The sequence below is a fragment of the Gordonia aurantiaca genome (assembly GCF_039939235.1).
Classification (GTDB): domain Bacteria; phylum Actinomycetota; class Actinomycetes; order Mycobacteriales; family Mycobacteriaceae; genus Gordonia.
The window spans coordinates 451938-467279 of the sequence record NZ_JBDUUF010000002.1 but is presented as its reverse complement, the minus strand read 5'-3'; the positions used below and the strand labels follow the sequence as shown (position 1 = coordinate 467279).

Annotated in this window: 12 protein-coding genes and 2 tRNA genes; 8 read left to right on the top strand and 6 right to left on the bottom strand. The window is 67.7% G+C overall.

From position 1 onward, the window contains the following. Positions 1–24 precede the first annotated feature (24 nt). The 3 genes from ettA to ABFT43_RS07090 form a co-directional block, all read right to left on the bottom strand. Positions 25–1698, bottom strand: a complete 1674-nt coding sequence (gene ettA / locus ABFT43_RS07100) for an energy-dependent translational throttle protein EttA (RefSeq protein ID WP_347959662.1) — start codon at positions 1696–1698, stop codon at positions 25–27. Between the two features lie 188 nt (positions 1699–1886). After that, the gene (locus ABFT43_RS07095) at positions 1887–2297 is read right to left on the bottom strand and encodes a single-stranded DNA-binding protein (RefSeq protein ID WP_347959661.1); all 411 of its coding nucleotides are present in this window, start codon (positions 2295–2297) and stop codon (positions 1887–1889) included. 117 nt (positions 2298–2414) lie between these two features. After that, positions 2415–4439 (bottom strand): bifunctional copper resistance protein CopD/cytochrome c oxidase assembly protein, encoded by a 2025-nt coding sequence (locus tag ABFT43_RS07090; RefSeq protein ID WP_347959660.1) that lies wholly within the window; start codon positions 4437–4439, stop codon positions 2415–2417. Positions 4440–4570: 131 nt separating this feature from the next. Here ABFT43_RS07090 and ABFT43_RS07085 point away from each other — a divergent pair. Then, positions 4571–4644 (top strand) — tRNA-Arg (locus ABFT43_RS07085). Between the two features lie 56 nt (positions 4645–4700). On the opposite strand, the gene ABFT43_RS07080 is transcribed toward ABFT43_RS07085, so the two are convergent. Next, positions 4701–5258 carry a GNAT family N-acetyltransferase gene (locus tag ABFT43_RS07080; RefSeq protein WP_347959659.1) on the bottom strand — a complete coding sequence of 186 codons (558 nt, stop codon included), beginning with the start codon at positions 5256–5258 and terminating at the stop codon, positions 4701–4703. A 238-nt stretch (positions 5259–5496) separates the two neighbouring features. On the opposite strand from ABFT43_RS07080, the gene ABFT43_RS07075 reads away from it, so the two are divergent. Next, entirely contained in the window at positions 5497–5772 is a 276-nt protein-coding gene (locus tag ABFT43_RS07075; protein WP_347959658.1) for a hypothetical protein, read from the top strand. Further along, positions 5772–7451 (top strand): hypothetical protein, encoded by a 1680-nt coding sequence (locus tag ABFT43_RS07070; protein WP_347959657.1) that lies wholly within the window; start codon positions 5772–5774, stop codon positions 7449–7451. Before ABFT43_RS07075 ends, ABFT43_RS07070 begins: the two co-directional genes overlap by 1 nt. Before the next feature lie 66 nt (positions 7452–7517). Here ABFT43_RS07070 and ABFT43_RS07065 read toward each other — a convergent pair whose 3' ends face one another. Then, the gene (locus ABFT43_RS07065) at positions 7518–8834 is read right to left on the bottom strand and encodes a uracil-xanthine permease family protein (RefSeq protein ID WP_347959656.1); all 1317 of its coding nucleotides are present in this window, start codon (positions 8832–8834) and stop codon (positions 7518–7520) included. 141 nt (positions 8835–8975) lie between these two features. Between ABFT43_RS07065 and ABFT43_RS07060 the strand changes: the two genes are divergently transcribed. From ABFT43_RS07060 to cmrA, 3 genes are all read left to right on the top strand, one after another. Continuing rightward, positions 8976–9524: a PadR family transcriptional regulator gene (locus tag ABFT43_RS07060; protein WP_347959655.1), complete on the top strand. Its 549-nt coding sequence runs from the start codon at positions 8976–8978 to the stop codon at positions 9522–9524. Positions 9525–9602: 78 nt separating this feature from the next. Next, complete coding sequence (locus tag ABFT43_RS07055; RefSeq protein ID WP_347959654.1) at positions 9603–11666, top strand: NADPH-dependent 2,4-dienoyl-CoA reductase; 2064 nt, start codon at positions 9603–9605, stop codon at positions 11664–11666. A gap of 90 nt (positions 11667–11756) precedes the next feature. Then, positions 11757–12563, top strand: a complete 807-nt coding sequence (gene cmrA / locus ABFT43_RS07050; RefSeq protein ID WP_347959653.1) for a mycolate reductase — start codon at positions 11757–11759, stop codon at positions 12561–12563. Between the two features lie 231 nt (positions 12564–12794). Here cmrA and ABFT43_RS07045 read toward each other — a convergent pair whose 3' ends face one another. Next, positions 12795–14369 carry a helicase HerA-like domain-containing protein gene (locus ABFT43_RS07045; protein ID WP_347959652.1) on the bottom strand — a complete coding sequence of 525 codons (1575 nt, stop codon included), beginning with the start codon at positions 14367–14369 and terminating at the stop codon, positions 12795–12797. An 80-nt stretch (positions 14370–14449) separates the two neighbouring features. Here ABFT43_RS07045 and orn point away from each other — a divergent pair, with 80 nt between their 5' ends. Beyond that, positions 14450–15049 carry an oligoribonuclease gene (gene orn / locus ABFT43_RS07040; RefSeq protein WP_347959651.1) on the top strand — a complete coding sequence of 200 codons (600 nt, stop codon included), beginning with the start codon at positions 14450–14452 and terminating at the stop codon, positions 15047–15049. A gap of 103 nt (positions 15050–15152) precedes the next feature. Beyond that, positions 15153–15225, top strand: a tRNA-His gene (locus ABFT43_RS07035). Positions 15226–15342 lie beyond the last annotated feature (117 nt).

Below are 15342 nucleotides of genomic sequence, written 5' to 3'. Positions count from 1 at the left end.
CACCCGTGCCGGACGGGGATGGGATTAATCGCGCGTGAGTTTGCGGTGGGTCACCCGGTGCGGACGGGCGGCGTCCGGGCCGAGGCGCTCGACCTTGTTGGCCTCGTAGGCCTCGAAGTTGCCCTCGAACCAGAACCACTTGCCCTCTTCGACGTTGCCCTCCCACGCCAGGATGTGGGTACAGGTGCGGTCGAGGAACCAGCGGTCGTGGCTGATCACAACGGCACAGCCGGGGAACTTCTCGAGTGCGTTCTCCAACGAGCCGAGGGTCTCGACGTCGAGGTCGTTGGTCGGCTCGTCGAGCAGGATCAGGTTGCCGCCCTCCTTGAGGGTGAGCGCCAGGTTGAGTCGGTTGCGTTCACCGCCGGAGAGCACCCCGGCAGGCTTCTGCTGGTCCGGGCCCTTGAAGCCGAAGGCGCTGACGTAGGCGCGCGACGGCATCTCGTTCTGGCCGACCTCGATGTAGTCGAGACCGTCGGACACGACCTCCCACACCGTCTTGTTGGGATCGATGTTGGCGCGGTTCTGGTCGACGTAGCTGAGCTTGACCGTCTCACCGATCTTGACGGTGCCCGAGTCGGGCTCCTCCAGGCCGACGATGGTCTTGAACAGCGTGGTCTTGCCGACGCCGTTGGGGCCGATGACGCCGACGATGCCGTTGCGCGGCAGCGTGAAGGACAAGTCCTTGATCAGGACGCGGCCGTCGAAACCCTTGTCGAGGTGCTCGACCTCGACGACGACGTTGCCCAGGCGCGGCGGCGTCGGGATCTGGATCTCCTCGAAGTCGAGCTTGCGCGTCTTCTCCGCCTCGGCGGCCATCTCCTCGTAGCGGGCGAGACGCGCCTTGTTCTTGGTCTGGCGGGCCTTGGCACCCGAGCGGACCCAGGCGAGCTCCTCCTTGAGGCGCTTCTGCAGCTTCTGGTCCTTCTTGCCCTGGACCTCGAGGCGTTCGGCCTTCTTCTCCAGGTACGTGGAGTAATTGCCCTGGTACGGGTGCAGCTTGCCGCGGTCGACCTCACAGATCCACTCGGCGACGTGGTCGAGGAAGTACCGGTCGTGGGTGACGGCCAGGACGGCGCCCGGGTAACCGGCGAGGAACTGCTCCAGCCACAACACCGACTCGGCGTCGAGGTGGTTGGTCGGCTCGTCGAGCAGCAGCAGGTCCGGCTTGCTCAGCAGCAGCTTGCACAGCGCGACGCGGCGGCGCTCACCGCCGGAGAGGTGGGTGACCGGGGAGTCGCCGGGCGGGCAACGCAGCGCGTCCATCGCCTGCTCGAGCTGCGAGTCCAGATCCCAGGCGTCGGCGTTGTCCAGGTCCTCCTGGAGCTTGCCCATCTCCTCCATGAGCTCGTCGGAGTAGTCGGTGGCGAGCTTCTCGGCGATCTCATTGAAGCGGTCGAGCTTCACCTTGATCTCGCCCATGCCCTCCTCGACGTTCTCCTTGACCGTCTTCTCCTCGTTGAGGGGCGGTTCCTGCAGGAGGATGCCGACGGTGGCCTCGGGGTCGAGGAACGCCTCACCGTTCGACGGCTGGTCGAGACCGGCCATGATCTTGAGGATCGACGACTTGCCGGCGCCGTTGGGGCCCACGACGCCGATCTTGGCGCCCGGGAAGAAGGACATGGTGACGTTGTCCAGGATCACCTTGTCGCCGTGCGCCTTGCGCACGTTTTTCATGGTGTAGATGAATTCTCCCACGCGTAACCCCTATGTACCTGCGTTGATGACGGTCATGAGCATGTCGCCGGACCCGGCGCGACACGGCGTTCGCCGTGCGCACGGCGTGCACCCACGGGTGCATCCATCCGACTCGTTCCCGACCACTCTAGTCCCCGGACCGAGATGCACGGTCCTCCGGCCGGTCCGCGCCGCGGGCGCGACGCCGCTCAGGCGGCGGGCTGCTCCGGTTTGCGGGGTTCAACGTCGCGAGCGGGGGTCGGTGTTCCCCGGTAGGTGACGATGCAGCGGCTCAGGTCGAGGCCGACGGCGACGGCGGTCATCTCGAGGTCGGAGCGGCGCGACCCGTCGGCGGCCGGGTACTCGTTGGTCTTGATCTGACCGTGCGCGATGACCGGGCGACCCTTCGCGACGGCGAGCCCCACCCCGGCCAGCAACCGCCGCCGGCAGCTGACGGTCAGGTACAGCGACGGCCCGTCGACCCAGTCCCCGACCCGCCGGTCGAATCGTCGCGTGTTGGCCGCCACGCGAAACGAGATCACCTCTTCCCCGGTGGTGGTCTCACGCCGGCGCGGATCGGACACGACGGTCCCGATGACGGTGGTGTAGGTCTCGTACATTCTCGTCTCCTCCTGGTCGGCCACTTCGTGGTGTGGCCGCTCCAGCATCACGCCCCGAGGGCGTCGGAAACGGCCACGAGGAGACTCTGTGGAGAACGATGCGGCGCAATGCACAGCTCAGCCGCGCTTGTTCAGCTCCTTGAGCATGTCGTTGTAGCTCTCCAGCTCGGCGTCGTGGTCCCGGTCGGCGTTGCGGTCGTAGCGCCGTGCCTGGCGGGTGTCGCTGCGCTGCCACTGGACCAGCAACGCGAGCATGATCACGACGAGTGGGATCTCGCCTGCGGCCCAGGCGATTCCGCCACCCACGCGCTGGTCGGCGAACAGGTCGTAGGACCAGGGCAGCTGCAGACCGCGGAAATAGGTCTCGGCGATGACGGCCGAGGTCATCATCAGGGCCACGCCGAAGAACGCGTGGAACGGCAACGAGCCCAACACGATTCCGAGCTTCGCCGGCGGCGTCACCTGGCGCGGCGCCGGGTCGATGCCGATGACGAGCCAGTAGAACAGGTATCCGCTGAGCAGGAAGTGGAAGTTCATCAGCAGGTGCGCCGCGTGGTACTCGACGACCTTCTCGTACACCCCACCGAGGTAGAGGATGTAGAAGCTGCCGACGAACATGACCGACGCGAACAGCGGATGGGTGACGAACTTCGAGTAGCCCGAGTGCACCGCGGTCTGGATCCACTCACGCGGCCCCGGCGGATTCCCGCGCCCGGCCGGCGGCAGCGCGCGCAGCGCGAGGGTCACGGGGCCGCCGAGGATCAGCAGCACCGGGATCATCATCGACATCAGCATGTGCGAGATCATGTGCACGCTGAACATCGCCGGCGCGTAGCGGCCGAGACCCGACGAGGTCGCCAGCAGGAGCAGCAGGCAGCCGAGCAGGAACGCGAACGTGCGGCCGACAGGCCAGTCGTCGCCGCGCCGCTTCAGACGGATCACGCCGCGCAGGTAGACCACCGCCAGGACGATCGCGGCGGTGCCGAAGATGAGGTCGAAGCGCCAGTCGGTGAGGAACCGGACGAAGGTCGGAGGGCCGGCGAGATCGTATCCGATGGCGTTCTGGGCCGGCGAGATCTCGGCGGTGTCGACCGGGGGCGGCGGGGTGCGGCTCAGGCCGACCGCCAGCCCGAAGGTGGCGGCGAACACGGCCAGCTCGACCACGACGAACCGGACGAACAGCGAAGGCCGCTCCGTGGACTCGAGCTGCGCGATCGTCACGCGACGATGCCACGCGCCGAGCGCGCCGAGAACGACCAACGCGGCGATCTTGGCGACCACGAGACGGCCGTAGGTGTCGGTGAACAGATCCCCGATCGGCACACGGATGAATGCGTTGATGACGCCGCTGAGACCGACCACGAGGATGCACCAGAACGCAACCCGGGAGAACCGTCGAACGGCCAGGGCACGCCACCGGCCGGAGGAGAGTGCGTAGACGAGCACCGCGGCGAGACCGCCGAGCCACAGCGTGGCGCCGACGATGTGCAGGATGAGGCTGTTGGTCGCGAGGTCGTGATTGCCGCCCGCCGACGAGTGGCCCGACAATGCGGTCGGCATGAGGCTCAGGATCACCAGCGCGATGACGATGGTGGTGAACCCCCACTTGAGGATCATCCTCGCGACGATCGCCGCGACGAGCGCGAACACCGCCGTCCAGAACCAGGAGCGGACCTCGGCGACCTGCCCGTAGGCGGTCATCAGGTTCTTGGGTGCGATCGCCTCCGACAACGACGAGCCGCTCACCTCCGACGCCGACAACGGCATCAGCAGCAGCGCGCACACCGACCAGGCCAGCGACGCCGTCGAGGCGATCCGGATCGCGCGGTAGCCGCCCACGTCGAGCACGTGATCGGCCTGGGGCGGGACGAAGAACGCCGCGAAGACGGCGGACCCGAGTGCGATCGCGGCGGCGAACTCACCGATCGCGGTCAGCGTGGGCAGACCGTAGGTGGTCAGCGGACCGGGGTCGGGGACACCGGTCAGCCTCAGCGCCGTGGCGGCCGAGATCGCGGTGACGGCGACGGCCACCACTGCGGCCAGCCATCCGCATGCCCACAGGATCGCGGTGACGACGCCGCGGGGTTCCTCCATCGCGTCGCGTTGCTGCTCCACGGAGGCGGACGTCGACGTGCGGCTCATTCCTCAACTGTAGGTCTGACCGGTCGCGGCACCGCCTCCGACCTGTGGTGGTCGTGGTGTGCCGCACATCCGCGGAAGCGACGGAGTGATGTCGTAGACTCCTTGTGCTCGACGCCACGGCGCGTCGGCCAGCCTCCGTAGCTCAGCTGGATAGAGCAAGGGCCTTCTAATCCCTAGGTCGCAGGTTCGAGTCCTGCCGGGGGCGCTTCGGCGTATGGCGCGGCGACGCCGGGACCCCTCCCCACGGGCCGCGATCCGATCTCAGATCCCGAATGGCGCCGCATACCGGACCAGTCCGGACGGGATCGGGCTGCTGTCCAGGCCGAGCACCATCAACGACTCCGCCGGCACCTCGATGCTCAGTCGCACACCGTGGTCGACGGCGCGCTCGAAACCGAATCGCGGATAGTAGGCGGCGTGCCCGAGTACCACGACGGTGCTCTCCCCCATCGCCCGCGCGGCGTCGAGGACCGCGGTGATCGCCACCGAACCTGCTCCCGTCCGCTGATGGGTGCCGAGCACCGCACACGGCGCGAGGCACAACGCGGGCACGTCGTCGATGTGGCACCGCGTCGACAATGCGAACCCGACCGGCCGGTCGACGGCGGTGTCGTCGGCGGGGACGGCGACCATCGACAGCCCGTCGATCCAAGCCGGATCGGCACGCAACGCGTCGACCAGCTCCGCCTCCTCCGCGGTATCGAAGGCATCGAGGACGATCTCGCGCACCCGGGCGATGTCGTCGGGACGTTCCGGCCGCGCGCGCCACTGCGACTCCGACCGCGACTGCGACTGCGACTGCGACTGCGACTGCGACATGGTCGCCCTCCTTCACGTCGACGCCGGGCCCGAACCTACTCGCACCGCCGCGTGCGAGGCGACGCCTTTTCCGAGCGGACGGAACCGCAAGCGCGTTCGGCGCGTCCAAATTGCGCGCCACCGCTCGGTGGCCGGCAACACCTGGAGGATCATGACACCCCCTCTCCCCCTATCCCAGCGCCTGTCCCTGGATCATCTCCTCGGCGGCGAACCCCCTTTGGGCAAGAGCATTTTCGGAGTGAACCGCGACGACGTCGACGCGGTCGTGCAATCGTGGCGCGCCGCAGCTCTCGCCATCCACGCGACCGACGTCGAACCCCTCGCCCGCGCATCCGGCCCGGCGAGCCGCGTGGCCGGCGCGCTGACCGCAACCGCGGAACCCGCACGACACGCGCTCGATTCCATCGGCACCCGACTGACCGCCATGGGCACCGCGCTGACGGCTTTCGAAGCCACCGCGGAGGACTCCGATGACAGGGCGGCATCGGAGCTCGACGCACTGCGGGAGCGTTGATGCGTCCGACCATCAGTCAACTGCGCCAGTGGAATCCGGAGTCGTTCACCGAGTCGGGCACATGCGCGTCGACCGCCGCCGAAGCACTGGACACCGGCATCGGCCGTGCCGTGTCGGCGCTCGACTCGATGACCTCCTGGCACGGTCGCACCCACGACGCCGCGCGTCGTCGACTCGACCAGGAACACGACCACGCCGACGAGGTCCGCAACGTGCTGCAGATGATCGCCGACGAAGCCCTGGATGCCGGAACCGGTCTCGCATACGCCCGCGATCGTGTGCTACGTCTCGTCGAGGCAGCGAACGGCGAAGGATTCCGGGTCGCCGAGAACGGCACGGTCACCCACCCCGATCCCGCGCGCTCCTCGTCGGCCGCCGAACTCACCTACACCATCGCCGCGGGACTCGACACCATCGACGAACTCGACGAGATGCACGGCGCCCGACTCGACGGCTACGCGTCGGACCTGGCGTCGATGATCGACGGCGCACCCGACGTGACATTGCCCGGCGGATCGTCGATGGATGCCGACGCCGCCGTGCGCATGCTGGAGTCCCTCGCCCCGGACCGGCGCCGCGGCGTCGTCGAGAAGATGAGCCGGCGAGACGTACGCCGTCTGATCCAGGCGAATCCCCATGTGATGGGCAATCTTCCGGGAATCCCGTTCGAGTGGCGCGTCGTCGCCAACGAGATCAACATCCGCAACGCGCTCGCCGACGAGGTCCAGGCAGGTCGTGGCCTCGGCCGACGTGCACAGACGCTGCGGGACATGCTCACCCCGACACCCGACCCGTCGAACCCCTATCCGCACGCCGGCGACGACGGCCTCGCCGAGCGGCAGTTCATCAGCTTTGTGAACACACCGCGCGGCCGCGCGGTCGAGATGATCGGACGACTCCGGCCCAACACCCGAAACGTCGCGGTGTACGTGCCGGGCACCGGCACCGACCTCGACTCGGCCAACGGCGACAACCGGCGCGCGGCAACCGAACTCGCGAACCAGACCAACGGGCCGGTATTCCTCTACCTCGACGGGGAGCTGCCTCGAGACCTGAGGGCGGCCACCAGTCCCGGTCCCGCCATCGAGATGGGCGGGCGCCTCGCGATCTTCGGGCACGAACTCGACGCCGAACTCGCCCGGCACGCACCCACGGCCAAGTCCACGTTCGTCGGCCACTCGTACGGCGGGTCGGTCGTCGGCACCGCCGAGCAACTCGGACTCACCCCCGATCGCGTCATCTACGCGTCGTCGGCGGGCACCGGCGCGCTCGACCTGCCACGAGCATCGGGCGTCGAACGGTATTCGCTCACCTTCCCGGGCGACCCGATCCACCTCGTGCAGTCGCTGCCCGGCAATCCGCATGGCGCCGACCCAGACACCGCACCCGGCGTGACGCGCCTGGACACCGGCGCCGTCGAGATCGACGGGCAGCCCCGGGTCGGCGGATACCGGACGCACGGCGCCTACTGGAACGACCCGGACTCCACGGCCTTCCAGAACATGGTCAAGGTCATCACCGGAGCCGAACCCGACCGGTACGTGGAGCGCAGACCCGACACACCCGGTCCTCCGGTGCCGGGTCTACTGCCGTGGTGGAACCGTCTGCTGGACCCGCTGGACGGCGACATCGACGTACCGGGACCGATTCCGGACATCCCGCTCAGGTTGCCGTGGTGACCGGCGCCCTCAGCGCTCGCCGACACCCTCAGCGGTCGCCGACACCCTCAGTGCTTGCCGACACCCTCAGTGCTTGCCGGCGCCCTCGGCGGCGTCGACCACCACCGTGCCGCGCCACCCGCCGATCCCCCGCATCGAGTGGTAGATCACCAACGCCGCGACCGAGCCGAGCGAGATGCCGGCGAACACGAGATCACCGACCTGCCAGGTGAAGTCGGCGATGCCGATGATGAGCGGGATGGCGGCGGTGAACTGGTTGATCGGCTTGGAGAAGTCGACCTTGTTGGCAACCCAGATCTGCACGCCGATGATACCGACGAGGCCGTAGAGCGCGGTGGTGACGCCACCGAGCACCCCCGGCGGAACCGCGGCGATCACCGCGCCGACCTTCGGCGAGAGGCCCAGGAGGATGGCGGTCGCGGCGGCCACCCAGTAGGCGGCGGTCGAGTAGACCTTGGTCGCCGACATCACGCCGATGTTCTCTGCGTATGTGGTCGTCGCCGAGCCACCTCCGCTGCCGGCGAGCATCGTCGCGAGGCCGTCGGCGGCAATGGCACGGCCCATCACGTCGTCATAGTCCTTGCCCGTCATCATCGCCACCGACTTCACATGGCCGATGTTCTCCACGACGAGCACGAGCACGACGGGCAGGAACAGCGGCAACACCCCGAGCTCGAACGTCGGCGTCTGGAAGTCGGGCAGACCGATCCACGCGGCGTCACCGATGCCGGTGGTGTCGATGTAGTCGTTGTCGGAGTCGATCCAGTCGAGGAGCAACGCGAGCAGATAGCCGACGGCGACGCTGAGGAAGATCGCAAGACGTCCCAGCAGACCGCGGAACAGCACCGCCGAAGCGATCAGCAGCACCAGCACGACGGTCGCCAGCACCGGCTCGGCCACGAAGTTGTTCTTCGCGGCCGGCGCGAGGTTGAGGCCGATCAGCGCGACGATCGTGCCGGTCACCACCGGCGGCATCAGCACCTCGATCCACCTCACCCCGGCGAAGTGACAGACCAGGCCGACGATCACCAGCAACGCACCCACCGCGACCAGGCCACCCAGCGCCGACGACGCACCGTCGGAGGCGACCGCCGCGGTCACCGGCGCGATGATCGCGAAACTCGATCCCAGATAGCTCGGCAGCCGGTTGCGGGTGATCAGCAGGAACAGCAGCGTGCCGATGCCGGAGAAGAACAGCGTCGTCGACGGCGGAAACCCGGTCAGCACCGGCACCAGGAAGGTGGCGCCGAACATCGCGATCACGTGTTGCAGTCCGATGCTCGCCGTGCGCGGCCAGGTCAGGCGTTCCTCGGGCGCGACGACGGAATTGGTGGTGAGCGTCCAGGACAGCAGGCCCCGCGTCCCCTTCTCCGGTTCGGTCATGCGCAACAGTCTGCGGCACCGGCCGATGTGGCGCCGCGCATACCTCCCACTTCCGTCCCATCCACCTCACGAGGTGCATATGCAACAAGACTCATATGCACCTTGTTGCAGAGCGCATCGTTGCAGTGTTAGCGTGCTCACATGGCGCTCGAACACGCGATCCTGGTCTCGCTGGCGGAGCGGCCGGGGACGGGTTACGAGATCGGCCAGCAGTTCGACCGGTCGATCGGCTACTTCTGGTCGGCCACCCACCAGCAGATCTATCGCACGCTGAAGAAGCTCCTCGACGACGGACTCGTCAGCGTCGAGTCGATCAGCCAGGACGGCCGGCCGGACAAGAAGGTCTACACGATCTCCGACGCCGGTCGAGAAGCCCTGGCCGAGTGGGCGATGAGTCCCACCCCCATCCAGCCCCTGCGCAGCGACATCGGCGTCAAACTGCGCGCCGCAGAGTTCGGCGACCTCGCCGCGATCATCGGTGAACTGAAGGCCCACCGCGACGCCCACCTCGCACAGCTGAGGTTGTACGAGGGTTTCCAGGCCGACTACTACCCCGAGCCCGAGACACTCACCGGCCGCAGGCTGCACCAGTACCTGGTGTTGCGCGGCGGCATCCGCCAGGAGCAGAGCTACGTCGAATGGTGCGACGAGGTCATCCCGGCCCTCGAGCGCGAACTCGCCGGTGGCTGAACACCATTCCATCCCTGACTTCCCCTCGATGACTGTTTCACCAAGCGTTCCGACGACAACCAGATGAAAGGTCGCGCCATGTCAGCCCACACGGCACAACCAAACCCGTACTACCCGCACCTGTTCACGCCGCTGCAGATCGGCGGGATGACCATCGAGAACCGTCTGATCATGGGCTCGATGCACACCGGCCTCGAAGACCGCCTGTGGGACACCGACAAGCTCGCTGCGTACTTCGCCGAACGTGCGAAAGGCGGTGCGGGACTGATCATCACCGGCGGTTTCGGCACCAGCCGCACCGGCCTGCTCGCCGTCGCCGGCGGCAAGATGACCAACGCGCTGGACTGGAAGCGCCATCGGCGGGTCACCAAGGCCGTGCACGACGAGGGCGGCAAGATCGCGATGCAGCTCATCCACGCCGGCCGCTACGGGTACACGCCGTTCAAGGTCGCGCCGGGCAAGGACCCCTCGCCCATCCATCCGTTCAAGCACCTGCGCATGACCGAGCCGATCATCTGGCACGTCATCAAGTCATTCGGGCACTCGGCCAAGCTCGCCCGCAAGGCCGGCTACGACGCCATCGAGATCATGGGCGGCGAGGGCTACCTGATCAACCAGTTCCTGTGCCCTCACACCAATGACCGCACCGACAAGTGGGGCGGCAACACCGAGAACCGGCAGCGTTTCCTCGTCGAGGTCATCAAGGAGATCCGCCGACAGGTGCCGCGCGACTTCCCGGTCATCCTGCGCCAGTCGGTCGCCGACCTGATCCGCAAGGGCCAGACCTGGGACGAGATCGCACTGATGGCCCGCAAGGCAGAGGAATTCGGTGTCGACGCGATCAACACCGACATCGGCTGGCACGAGGCGCAGGTCCCGACGATCGTCACCTCGGTCCCCCGCGGCGCGTTCGTGAAGTTCACCGAGCGCCTGCGCGACGAGGTGTCGATCCCGCTGATCGCGGCCAACCGGATCAACACGCCGGAGTTCGCCGAGGAGATCCTCGCCAACGGCCGCGTCGACGCCATCCAGATGGCCCGTCCCTTCCTCGCAGATCCGCACCTTGCGAACAAGGCCCGTGAGGGTCGCTCCGACGAGATCAACACCTGCATCGGCTGCAACCAGGCCTGCCTCGATCACGCGTTCGTCGGCAAGAAGGTGTCGTGTCTGGTCAATCCGCGCGCCGGCCGCGAAACCACCCTGGTCCTCAGCCCGACCCGCAAGGCCAAGCGCATCGCCGTCGTCGGCGCCGGTCCTGCCGGCCTGTCGGCCGCGGTCTCGGCCGCCGAACGCGGCCACAAGGTCACCCTGTTCGAAGGCGGCGACTCGATCGGCGGACAGTTCTCCATCGCCTCCCGCATCCCGGGCAAGGAGGAGTTCAAGGAGACGATCCGCTACTACTCTCGCAAGATCGAGGTCCTCGGCATCGACCTGCGCCTCAACACGCGCGTCGACGCCGACACCCTCATCGCGGAGAAGTTCGACGATGTGATCGTCGCGACGGGTGTGGTGCCCCGTATCCCGGACTTCCCCGGCGTCGACCACCCGATGGTCATGTCCTACGCCGACGCCGTGCTCGGGCACCGTGAGATCGGCAAGCGCGTCGCCGTGATCGGCGCGGGCGGCATCGGCTTCGACGTCAGCGAGTTCCTCGTCACCGACGAGTCGCCGACGCTGAATCTCAAGGAATGGGAACAGGAATGGGGCGTGACCGACGATCCGGAGAAGCCCGGCTACGTCACCAAGCCCCGGCCACTGCCGCCGGCCCGCCAGGTCTACATGGTGCAGCGCAAGCCCGGTAAGCAGGGCAAGTCGCTCGGCAAGACCACCGGCTGGGTGCACCGCGCCACCATCAAGATGAAGGGCGTCGAGCAGATCAGCGGCGCGACCTACGAAAAGATCGACGACCAGGGTCTGCACCTGAGCTTCCGCGACGACGAGGGAAACGTGAAGGAGACCCGGCTCCTCGAGGTCGACAACGTGGTGATCTGCGCCGGCCAGGAGTCGGTGCGCGACCTCGTCGATCCGCTGACCCTCGCCGGGGTCACCACACATGTCATCGGAGGTGCCGACCACGCGGGCGAACTCGACGCCAAGCGCGCCATCCGGCAGGGCACCGAGGTGGCCGCCGGGATCGGCTGACCGCCCACATCAGACCCCTCTCACAGGGTGACGCCGCTGCGTCCCGGCTCGTCGACGGGACGGGACGCAGCGGCGGCTACGATTGCGACCATGCCGGTACCGCCGCCTTCAGAATCCGCCCGCGCCGTCGTCACCGGGGCCTCCTCCGGCATCGGCCGCGAGCTCGCCCGTGTGCTGGCCTCGCGGGGCCACTCGGTCATCCTCGTCGCGCGCCGCGGTGAGCTCCTCGAGGAGCTCGCCGGCGAACTGCGGAGCGCCCATGCCGTCGCCGTCGAGGTACGCGCCGTGGACCTCTCGGACCCGACGAAGGTCGAGGTCCTCGCCGCCGAGTTCGCCGGACGCGAGATCTCGATCCTCTGCAACAACGCGGGCATCGCGACCTTCGGCCCGGTCGCCGAGCTCGATCCCGACTACGAACGCGCCCAGGTCCTGCTGAACGTCAACGCCGTTCACGACCTGACCCTCGCGGTGCTGCCGCAGATGGTCAAGCGCGGTTCGGGCGGCATCCTGATGGTCGGTTCGGCCGCGGGCAACATGCCGATTCCCAACAATGCCACCTATGCGGCATCGAAGGCGTTCGTGAACACCTTCAGCGAATCCCTGCGCGGCGAGGTCGCCGAGCAGGGCGTGCACGTCACGCTGCTCGCGCCCGGACCCGTGCGCACCCACACCCCGTCGCCGGAAGAGGCGTCGATCGTGGACAAGGTCGTCCCCGACTTCCTGTGGCACAACTCGGCCAAGGTCGCCGAGATGAGCCTGGATGCGTTGGAGCACAACAAGATGCGCGTCGTACCCGGCACCCTGTCGAAGGCGATGTCGGTGGCCGGCGGTTACTCGCCACGCGCCATCGTCGCGCCGATCGTCGGCAGCTTCTACAAGAAATTCAGCGCCGAATAGGTCGATGTCCCCCGCTCCCGGCGGGAACGAAGTGGGACTGCGCCGGGATCGATGTCGCCCGCGACATCGATCCGTGTCGGCGTCATCGGTCGAGGTCGCCGTGCCGGAGTGTGGTCGCGGGCGACCTCGATTCTGTTGTGCCGGCTGGCGTTCGAAGGGCGATCCGTCGTGTCGGGTCGATGTCGCCCTACACTCCGGGCAGCGACGGCCGCAACCGAGAGGGTCTGCACGTCACCGGCGTCGACGCCGCCCCGTCCCGAAGATCGCACGGCTGAACTCACGTCCTGCGGCGCTGGCCGCCGAGCGGAGGAAGCTCTGCACCGGCTTGCTCGTCAGCACCTCGGTGAGGATGCCGGGCTCCGCTGGCGCCGGCTTCGGCGCCTTGGGGGCCGGCGCGGGCGCCGGCGCGGGAAGCGGTGCCGGAATGGGCGCGTCAGGCGCCTCCCCCGGCGACAGCGTGTTCGCGGCGAGCTTCTCGTAGGCCGACTCGCGGTCGATGGACTGACCGTACTTCGCGTACAGCGGGCTCGCCTTGGCGGCCGCGGTGATCGCCTGGTCGCCGATCGCCTCCATCGACGACCGCGGCGGCCGGATGACCGTCCACGCGACCGGGGTCGGGGCGCCCTTCTCCGACAGCACCGTCACGACGGCCTCACCGGTACCGAGCGACGTCAGCGCCTGCTCGAGCTTGTAGACCTCCGAGACCGGGTAGGTCTTGACCGTCTTCTTCAGCGCCTTCTGGTCGTCGGGAGTGAATGCGCGCAACGCATGCTGGATGCGGGCGCCGAGCTGCGAGAGCACCTCGTTGGGGATGTCGGTGGGCAGCTGCGAGCAGAAGAACACGCCCACGCCCTTCGAGCGGATCAGTTTCACCGTCTGCTCGACCTGGTCGACGAACGCCTTGGACGCGTCGTCGAACAGCAGATGTGACTCGTCGAAGATGAAGACCAGCTTGGGCTTGTCGAGGTCGCCGACCTCGGGCAGGTACTGGAACAGGTCGGCGAGGATCCACATCAGGAACGTGGAGAACAGCACGGGGCGCGCCGACTGCGCACCCAGCTCGAACAGCGTGATGACGCCGCGGCCGTCCGGGGCCGCCCTGATGAGGTCGGCGGGCTCGATCTCCGGTTCGCCGAAGAAGGTGTCACCGCCGTCGGCCTCGAGGTTGGTCAGCGCACGCAGGATGACGCCGGCGGTCTGGCGGGAGACGCCGCCGATGTTCTTCAGCTCATCCTTGCCCTCGTCGCTGGTGAGGAACGCGATGACCGACCGCAGATCCTTCAGGTCCAACAGCGGCAGGCCCTTCTTGTCGGCCCAGTGGAAGATGAGTCCGAGCGTCGATTCCTGCGTGTCGTTGAGGCCGAGCACCTTGGACAGGAGGATCGGGCCGAACGACGTGATGGTCGCGCGGATCGGCACGCCGATGCCCGTCGAGCCGAGCGAGACGAACTCCACCGGGTACGACGCGGGCTGCCAGTCGTCGCCGGTCTGCTGCGCCCGTTCGACGATCTTGTCGTTACCGGCGCCCGGCCGGCTCAACCCCGAGAGGTCGCCCTTGATGTCGGCCATCACGACGGGAACGCCGTTCGCCGAGAGCTGCTCGGCGAGCAGCTGCAGCGTCTTCGTCTTGCCGGTGCCGGTGGCACCAGCCACGAGGCCGTGCCGGTTCATCATCGCCAGCGGAATGCGCACAGCGGCCGTGGGATCGACCTGGCCGTCCACCGAGACCGACCCGAGTTCGAGCGAGGTCGAGGTGAAGGCGTAGCCGGCGGCGATGGTCTGGGCAGGGCTGAGGGCTTCGGTCACGAGGACACGATATCCCGCGGAGGCCCGGAGAGTTCTGCGTCCGCGGCGGCCATGTCGCGCACGTTGGCTAAGGTTGTCGGGTGCAGGACAAACTGGTGTGGATCGATTGCGAGATGACCGGACTCCGCCTCGAATCGGACAAATTGATCGAGATCGCGGCGCTGGTCACCGACGGTGACCTCAACATCCTGGGTGACGGCGTGGACGTGGTCATCCATGCCGACGACGAGGCCCTCGAGTCGATGCCGGATGTGGTCAAGAAGATGCACGCCGACTCCGGACTCACCGAAGAGGTCCGCAAGTCGACGGTCACCCTTGCCGAGGCCGAGAAAATGGTGCTCGACTACGTGCGTAAACACGTGACCACGCCGGGCGCGGTGCCGCTGGCCGGCAATTCGATCGCCACCGACCGCGGTTTCATCGCGCGCGACATGCCCGAGCTCGACGCCTACCTCCACTACCGGATGGTCGACGTCAGCTCGATCAAGGAGCTGTGCCGACGCTGGTACCCGCGCATCTACTTCGGCCAGCCCGAGAAGGGCCTCGCCCACCGCGCGCTCGCCGACATCCGCGAGTCGATCCGCGAGCTGCGCTACTACCGCGCCGCAGCGTTCGTGCCCGCCCCCGGCCCCGACACCGATGCGCTCGCCAAGATCGTCGAGGATCTCGGGCCCGCCTGAAAACCGCAGGTCAGGATATCGATTGGTATTCCGGGCCATCTACCCGCTAGAGTGTTCATGGCTCTGAGGCCAGGAGCGAAAGCCCGGGTCGAAGACGCCGATGGTGGATGTAGTTCAGTTGGTAGAGCACCAGGTTGTGATCCTGGCTGTCGCGGGTTCGAGTCCCGTCATCCACCCCGAAGAAGTGGGAGGTCGCGCGAGCGGCCTCCCACTTCTGGTTTCCGGCCTTGTCGGTTTCCGAACTCGTCAATGGTGCCCTCTGGAGCGCCCCGCCCCGCGTGTGTCGGCGACGG

Bases quoted from the DNA above. Each gene is read 5' to 3' on its own strand.
- cmrA (WP_347959653.1), top strand. From the start codon at position 11,757: ATGCCGGTACCGCCGCCTTCAGAATCCGCCCGCGCCGTCGTCACCGGG.
- ABFT43_RS07065 (WP_347959656.1), bottom strand. From the start codon at position 8,834: ATGACCGAACCGGAGAAGGGGACGCGGGGCCTGCTGTCCTGGACGCTC.
- ABFT43_RS07080 (WP_347959659.1), bottom strand. From the start codon at position 5,258: ATGTCGCAGTCGCAGTCGCAGTCGCAGTCGCAGTCGCGGTCGGAGTCG.
- ABFT43_RS07060 (WP_347959655.1), top strand. From the start codon at position 8,976: ATGGCGCTCGAACACGCGATCCTGGTCTCGCTGGCGGAGCGGCCGGGG.
- ABFT43_RS07055 (WP_347959654.1), top strand. From the start codon at position 9,603: ATGTCAGCCCACACGGCACAACCAAACCCGTACTACCCGCACCTGTTC.
- ABFT43_RS07070 (WP_347959657.1), top strand. From the start codon at position 5,772: ATGCGTCCGACCATCAGTCAACTGCGCCAGTGGAATCCGGAGTCGTTC.
- ABFT43_RS07090 (WP_347959660.1), bottom strand. From the start codon at position 4,439: ATGAGCCGCACGTCGACGTCCGCCTCCGTGGAGCAGCAACGCGACGCG.
- ABFT43_RS07095 (WP_347959661.1), bottom strand. From the start codon at position 2,297: ATGTACGAGACCTACACCACCGTCATCGGGACCGTCGTGTCCGATCCG.